Genomic DNA, 5,638 nt, shown 5'->3' with positions numbered 1-5,638 from the left:
AAATGTATTATACGTATGATAAAAATACCAAAATAGCTAAATATTGTAAAAATAATGTAAAATATTTGTAAAATTATATTGCCTAAAATTTACAATTTATTATAATATACATGTAAAGAAATTTTACAACATACATAAGGAGAATAACTATGACTAATACATTAAACCTTTTTAATAAAAATAACACCAAGTAAATTACCTGAAAATGCTAAAAGATTTATAAGTACTAATTTTAGTAAGGCAAAAATGTATATATTGATAAAATAAAAGATGAATATGAAATAAAATTATCAAACGGAACTTATATCAATTTTGATAAAACGGAGAATGGAATTACATAAGCAGTGATGATAATGTAATAAGAGAGAATATACTGCCTAAAAATATATCAGGTAGAGTAAAAAGTGTTATGAAAAAATATAAAAATGCTTATATATTTGAAATAAACAAAAGAATAAATTTTTACAGAGTAAAATTAAGCAACTCATTAGATTTATGCATAAGCCATAAAGGAAACATATTGGCATAAATAAAGGAGATTTGCTTTATGAAAATTAAGTTATTATTAAGGGACTTAAAATCTATCTTTAGTCCCTTAATTGAATGGTTTAAAATATATGTTATTTATTTTACTTCTAATATACTTATAATCTCTTTTATGAGATTTTTCTCGCTCATAGCGGTCATCAAATGATCCTGAGCATGAACAAAAAGCATAGTAATTTCTATTTTTTCACCGTCTGCTTCTCTAGTTATTAAATTAGTCTGAAACTCATGAGATTTTAATATTATTTCATCAGCCTCTTTCATTTTTTGAGCTGCCTCATCAAATTTTTTTTCTTTAGCAAGTCTTAAAGCCTCGTAAGCTAAACTCTTACTCTCACCAGCCAAACTAATAATAGGAAATACATTCTCCTCCATAAATTTTTCTTGTTCTTCAGTCATAATTATAGCCTCCTAAATATAAATTATTTTTATTTTTTATATTACCAAGCAAACATCAAATGTATAAATATTTTCTATAATTTTACTTGATATAAATATTTTATCCCTCAAAACCTTTATTTTTCACAAGCTCTTTAAACCAATATCCAGATTTTTTTACTGTCTTTTTACCGCTTTCTAAATCAAACCTTATAAATCCATATCTGTTTTTATAAGCATTAAGCCAAGACCAGCAGTCTATAGGTGTCCACATCAAATAGCCTATACAATTAGAACCTTCTTCTATACCCTTGTGAAGCCATTTCAAATGCTCACTTACAAACTCTATTCTGTAATCATCTTCAACAATACCGTTTTTTATAAATCTTTCTTCGTTTTCCACACCCATACCGTTTTCTGTGATAAGCCATTTTTTATTGGAATAGTTTTCCTGTATATTTTTAGCTATATCATAAATACCTTTATAATATATTTCCCAGCCTCTGTAAGGATTCATAAGTCTGTTAGGCATCTCATAAGGCTCAAAGAAATTTTCAGGCATTAAAGTATCCGATTCAAACTTACTCTCTCTTGCTTTTACTCTTCTAGGCTGATAATAATTTATTCCTAAAATCGATATAGTATTTTCTCTTAATATATCCTTGTCACCTTCTTCATATATAGGAGTAAGATTATTTTCATTTACAAAGTCTATCAAATCAGATGGAAACTCTCCCTTAACAGCAGGATCTAAAAAACTTCTATTAAAAATCAAATCGCATATATGAGAAGCATTTAAATCTTCTTTATTATTTTCATCTCTAGGATATGAAGGAGTAAGATTAAGTATTATACCTATATCACCTTTTTTTCCAGATTCTTTAAAAGCTTTTACAGCCTTTGCACTTGCCAAGTTCATATTATAAACAACCTGAACCGCTCTTTTAAATGATACAACTTCTGGATAATGAAATTTATACAAATATCCGCCCTCAGCAACTACTATAGGCTCATTAAAAGTAAACCATTTATGAACTTTATCTCCATAAAGATCAAACATTTTAGAAGCATATTTTGCATAAAGTTCAACTACTTCTCTATTTTCAAATCCTCCTATCTCCTGAAGTTTTAAAGGCATATCAAAATGATACAAACATATTATAGGCTCTATATCGTTTTTTATAAGCTCATCTATAACATTGCTGTAAAACTCAGCAGCTTTTTCATCTAATTCTAAAGTATTAAAATCTTTTAGTATTCTACTCCATTGTATTGAAGTTCTAAAAACATTATGACCTGTTTCTTTTATTAATCTTATATCGTCTTTATAATCTCTAAAAAAATTAGATGTATATTCAGGTCCAACTTGATTATGGAATTTTTCTTTTGATATTTCAAACCAATAATCCCATATATTTTTATTAGCCTTATTATAAAAACCTTCGCTTTGAGGTCCTGAAGTAGAACTCCCAAATAAAAAATTATCACTAAATTTATATTGTTTCATATTATAAAAAACCTCATTAATTTTATTTATTATTTGCTTCTTCTCTTTCTAATGACATCTCATAAGCTCTAAGGAAAGGTATATAAGCAAGATATGATGTGAATATTAATACCAAACTCAATATCATAGAAGCAAAATTCAAATTAGTAGCAAGCAATGCAGCCAATGGCCCCGGAGTTGTCCAAGGTACTAATGATACAATATGACCTATAATATTTAATTTTGTAAATACCCAAGCTATAGTAGCATTTATTATAGGAAGACATATAAAAGGTATAACAAGAATAGGATTCATCACTACAGGTGCCCCAAACATAATAGGTTCATTAATATTAAATACTGCTGGAACTATTGATAATTTTCCTATAGATTTTATATGTTCATTTTTGCTTCTTACCATAGCTATTGCCAAACCTAAAGTAGTACCTACACCTCCTATAAATACATATGAATCAAAAAATCCGCCTGCAAATATCTTTGTTACTGGTTCTCCAGCCTGAAGTGCTGCCTGATTTACTGCCAAATTTGATAATGTAATTGCTTTTACTATAGCATCTACTATATTAGTACCATGAAGTCCTGCAAACCATAATATATGTATCACAAGAAGAATAATTATTATAGAAGGAAGAGAATCTGATACTTTAAGTAAAGGCTCAAATATTTTCATTACTAATTCTGGTATCATCATCATTAAACTCTTTTGTATAATAATATTGAAAGCCTGAAATATTACTATAACTACAACTATAGGTATTAAAAGTTCAAAAGACTTTGCTATAGCAGGAGGTACTGATTCTGGAAGTCTTATAATAAGTTTTTTATTTACCAAAAATCTGAATATTTCTATAGATATAATACCAAAAATTATAGCTACAAATAAACCTTTAGCATCCATAAATCTAACGTCCATAACAGGTATTGAACTGTCGGCATTAACTAAAAATGATTTTGATACAGACTCTGCTATAGGAGCATATTCTACTTTGGCAGATACCAATAAAAAACTAAATAATGATAAAAATCCTCCTGTAATAGAATTAAGCTGATAATGCCCTGATAAAGAATAGCCTATACCATAAGCTACAAATAATGACATTATGCCCATACTTACATAAAAAGGCTGAACTAAATCGCCTTTGAAAGAATTCATCAAATTAGTATACCATTCCATATACAAAAAATTACTCTTATCTGTGAAAGGTAAATTTAATATCAAAAGTATAAAAGATCCCACTATTAAAAAAGGCATAGCAAATACAAATCCGTCTCTTATTGCATTTAAATATCTATTGCCTGCTATTTTTGACGCTATAGGAAGAAGTTTACTTTCTATAAATGCCATTAATTTATCATTCATGATCTACTCTCCATTCTATTATTTTTATATTATTTTAATAAATATTATTTAAACTACACCTGCATATACACATATGATAATTAATATAATCACCTAGCTGTAATTTAGTATTTGTATAACAAAAACTATTGAGTTATTTTAAATCTCTGAGCCATGTTTATATAGTCTAATAAAAATAAATAATCTTCATCTATTTTACCGACAACATTAGTTCTTGAAGTATTTTTCATATCTTTTAATGCTATCTGAAGTTCTCCTGCATAAGTTCCATATTCAGAAGAATCAATAAGTATATCTCCGCGTTTAATGTCTGTAATAGGATTAAATATTTTAAAATTATTTCCCTTGTATTTCACTCTAGGATTTGATGACCTAATAAAATAACTGCTTGCATCTACTCTGTTTTGATGCATCTCTTCAAGAATTATTTTTCTCTCTATTTCTGGAATATTATCTAATAATTTTGCTTTTAAAGTTATAAGTCTTTTATCCAAACAAGCAAGTTTTTTAAAAGTCTCTTCATTAGCATAACAATTAGCAACAAACACAGCATCAACACCTAAAAAGAATAATTCCATAGCCTGTATTTCTATAGGAAGATTTCTATGTTCTTCTAAAGTACATATACCGTCATCTACAGGCCAAGGTCCGAAACTAGCTTCTTTAGCATTAACAAATGCTGATAATTTTATAGAATGCTTTTTAAAACGATTCATACTTTCAATAAACAATTTTTTATCAAGTCCGCTATAGGCATGAGGATAGAAATTATAGCAGCCTATAAGATTTTCTCTGTTCGGATAATAATTCATTATAGTATCTAAATATGATGTAGAATTACTCATATTAATCTCTATTTTTAAATTATAATCATTATAAGTCATTAAACTCTCTTCGTTTCCGCTATATCCTAAATCAAGCCTTATAGCCCAAGCCCCTAGTTTATGAAAAAAATCAAGCTCCTCATATGAAATACCTAAATGCTTAAATACAGCAGGAGATATATCTAAAGTAGTATTTATACCTCTATCTTTAGCATAATTTATGATCTCTGAAAACTCTTTCATAATCTCATCTTTAGAATACTCTACTGATAACAAACACATAAAACATCTTGTAAAACCATATTTTGAAGCCAAATCTATATAAGCTTTATTATCCTCCATCTTAGAATGGAAAGGATAAACAGAAATACCTAATTCTCTCATAAAAACAATCCTATAATAAATAATCCTATTACAAATTTATAAATTAACCCTATAAATATTATTGAACTTTTAAGTTTAAAGCAAAATCTAATATTTTTTCCCCGTTCATAGTACCGTAATCTTTGAAATCTATAACATCTAATGGTTTATTTTTTTCTTTAGCTTTTGCTTGAAACTCTGCTTTTTGAAATTTTACCTGCGGTCCTAGTAAAAATACATCATAACTGTCTAATAATTCATAAAATCTTGCTGTAGCTACTGCTTCTATCTCTACATCTATATTTTTTTTAGTAGCTGCCTCTTTCATTTTTTTTACAACCATACTTGTTGACATTCCTGCTGAACATAATAATAAAATTTTTGTCATAATTTTAAACCTCTCTTTTTTATTTTTTATTAGCTTATCACTTTTTTATAATAACTCAAACAATAAAACTACTATATTAATCTGGTATTTTTTTGTTTTTTATTCTGTTATGATATATAATATTTACATGAAAAATAAATATATTAAAGAAATATTATATATTTTATCTGCTGAATCTTATATAACAGCTGAGAAATTAGCTAAAGAATTAAATGTAAGCGAAAAAACTATACGTATAAAAATACAGGAATTAAATAATGATCTTGAAAAAA

6 protein-coding genes and 1 pseudogene are annotated in these 5,638 nt (G+C 27.1%); 2 read left to right on the top strand and 5 right to left on the bottom strand.

Translation table 11 applies throughout. The annotated features are described in order from the left end of the window. Window positions 1-149 precede the first annotated feature (149 nt). A pseudogene (locus KQ44_RS15635) lies at window positions 150-529 on the top strand (PepSY-like domain-containing protein). 95 nt (window positions 530-624) lie between these two features. Here KQ44_RS15635 and KQ44_RS13485 read toward each other — a convergent pair. The 5 genes from KQ44_RS13485 to KQ44_RS13465 all read right to left on the bottom strand — a co-directional run bounded on the left by KQ44_RS13485 (window position 625) and on the right by KQ44_RS13465 (window position 5,366). After that, window positions 625-945, bottom strand: coding sequence for a PTS lactose/cellobiose transporter subunit IIA (locus KQ44_RS13485; RefSeq protein WP_096737887.1), 321 nt, complete (start codon window positions 943-945; stop codon window positions 625-627). Window positions 946-1,045: 100 nt separating this feature from the next. Continuing rightward, entirely contained in the window at window positions 1,046-2,431 is a 1,386-nt protein-coding gene (locus KQ44_RS13480; protein ID WP_096737886.1) for a glycoside hydrolase family 1 protein, read from the bottom strand. A gap of 22 nt (window positions 2,432-2,453) precedes the next feature. Then, a complete protein-coding gene (gene celB, locus KQ44_RS13475; protein ID WP_096737885.1) occupies window positions 2,454-3,791 on the bottom strand; it encodes a PTS cellobiose transporter subunit IIC in 1,338 nt (445 codons plus the stop codon). Between the two features lie 125 nt (window positions 3,792-3,916). After that, on the bottom strand, window positions 3,917-4,999 hold the full coding sequence (locus KQ44_RS13470; RefSeq protein WP_096737884.1) for a MupG family TIM beta-alpha barrel fold protein: 1,083 nt from the start codon (window positions 4,997-4,999) through the stop codon (window positions 3,917-3,919). A 58-nt stretch (window positions 5,000-5,057) separates the two neighbouring features. Further along, the gene (locus KQ44_RS13465; protein ID WP_096737883.1) at window positions 5,058-5,366 is read right to left on the bottom strand and encodes a PTS sugar transporter subunit IIB; all 309 of its coding nucleotides are present in this window, start codon (window positions 5,364-5,366) and stop codon (window positions 5,058-5,060) included. A gap of 109 nt (window positions 5,367-5,475) precedes the next feature. Between KQ44_RS13465 and KQ44_RS13460 the strand changes: the two genes are divergently transcribed. Further along, a partial coding sequence (locus tag KQ44_RS13460; RefSeq protein WP_346426140.1) for an HTH domain-containing protein occupies window positions 5,476-5,638 on the top strand: 163 nt, incomplete at its 3' end.

Source organism: Brachyspira sp. G79 (assembly GCF_002379365.1).
Lineage (GTDB): Bacteria > Spirochaetota > Brachyspiria > Brachyspirales > Brachyspiraceae > Brachyspira.
This window is presented reverse-complemented; position numbering and strand designations above follow the sequence as displayed.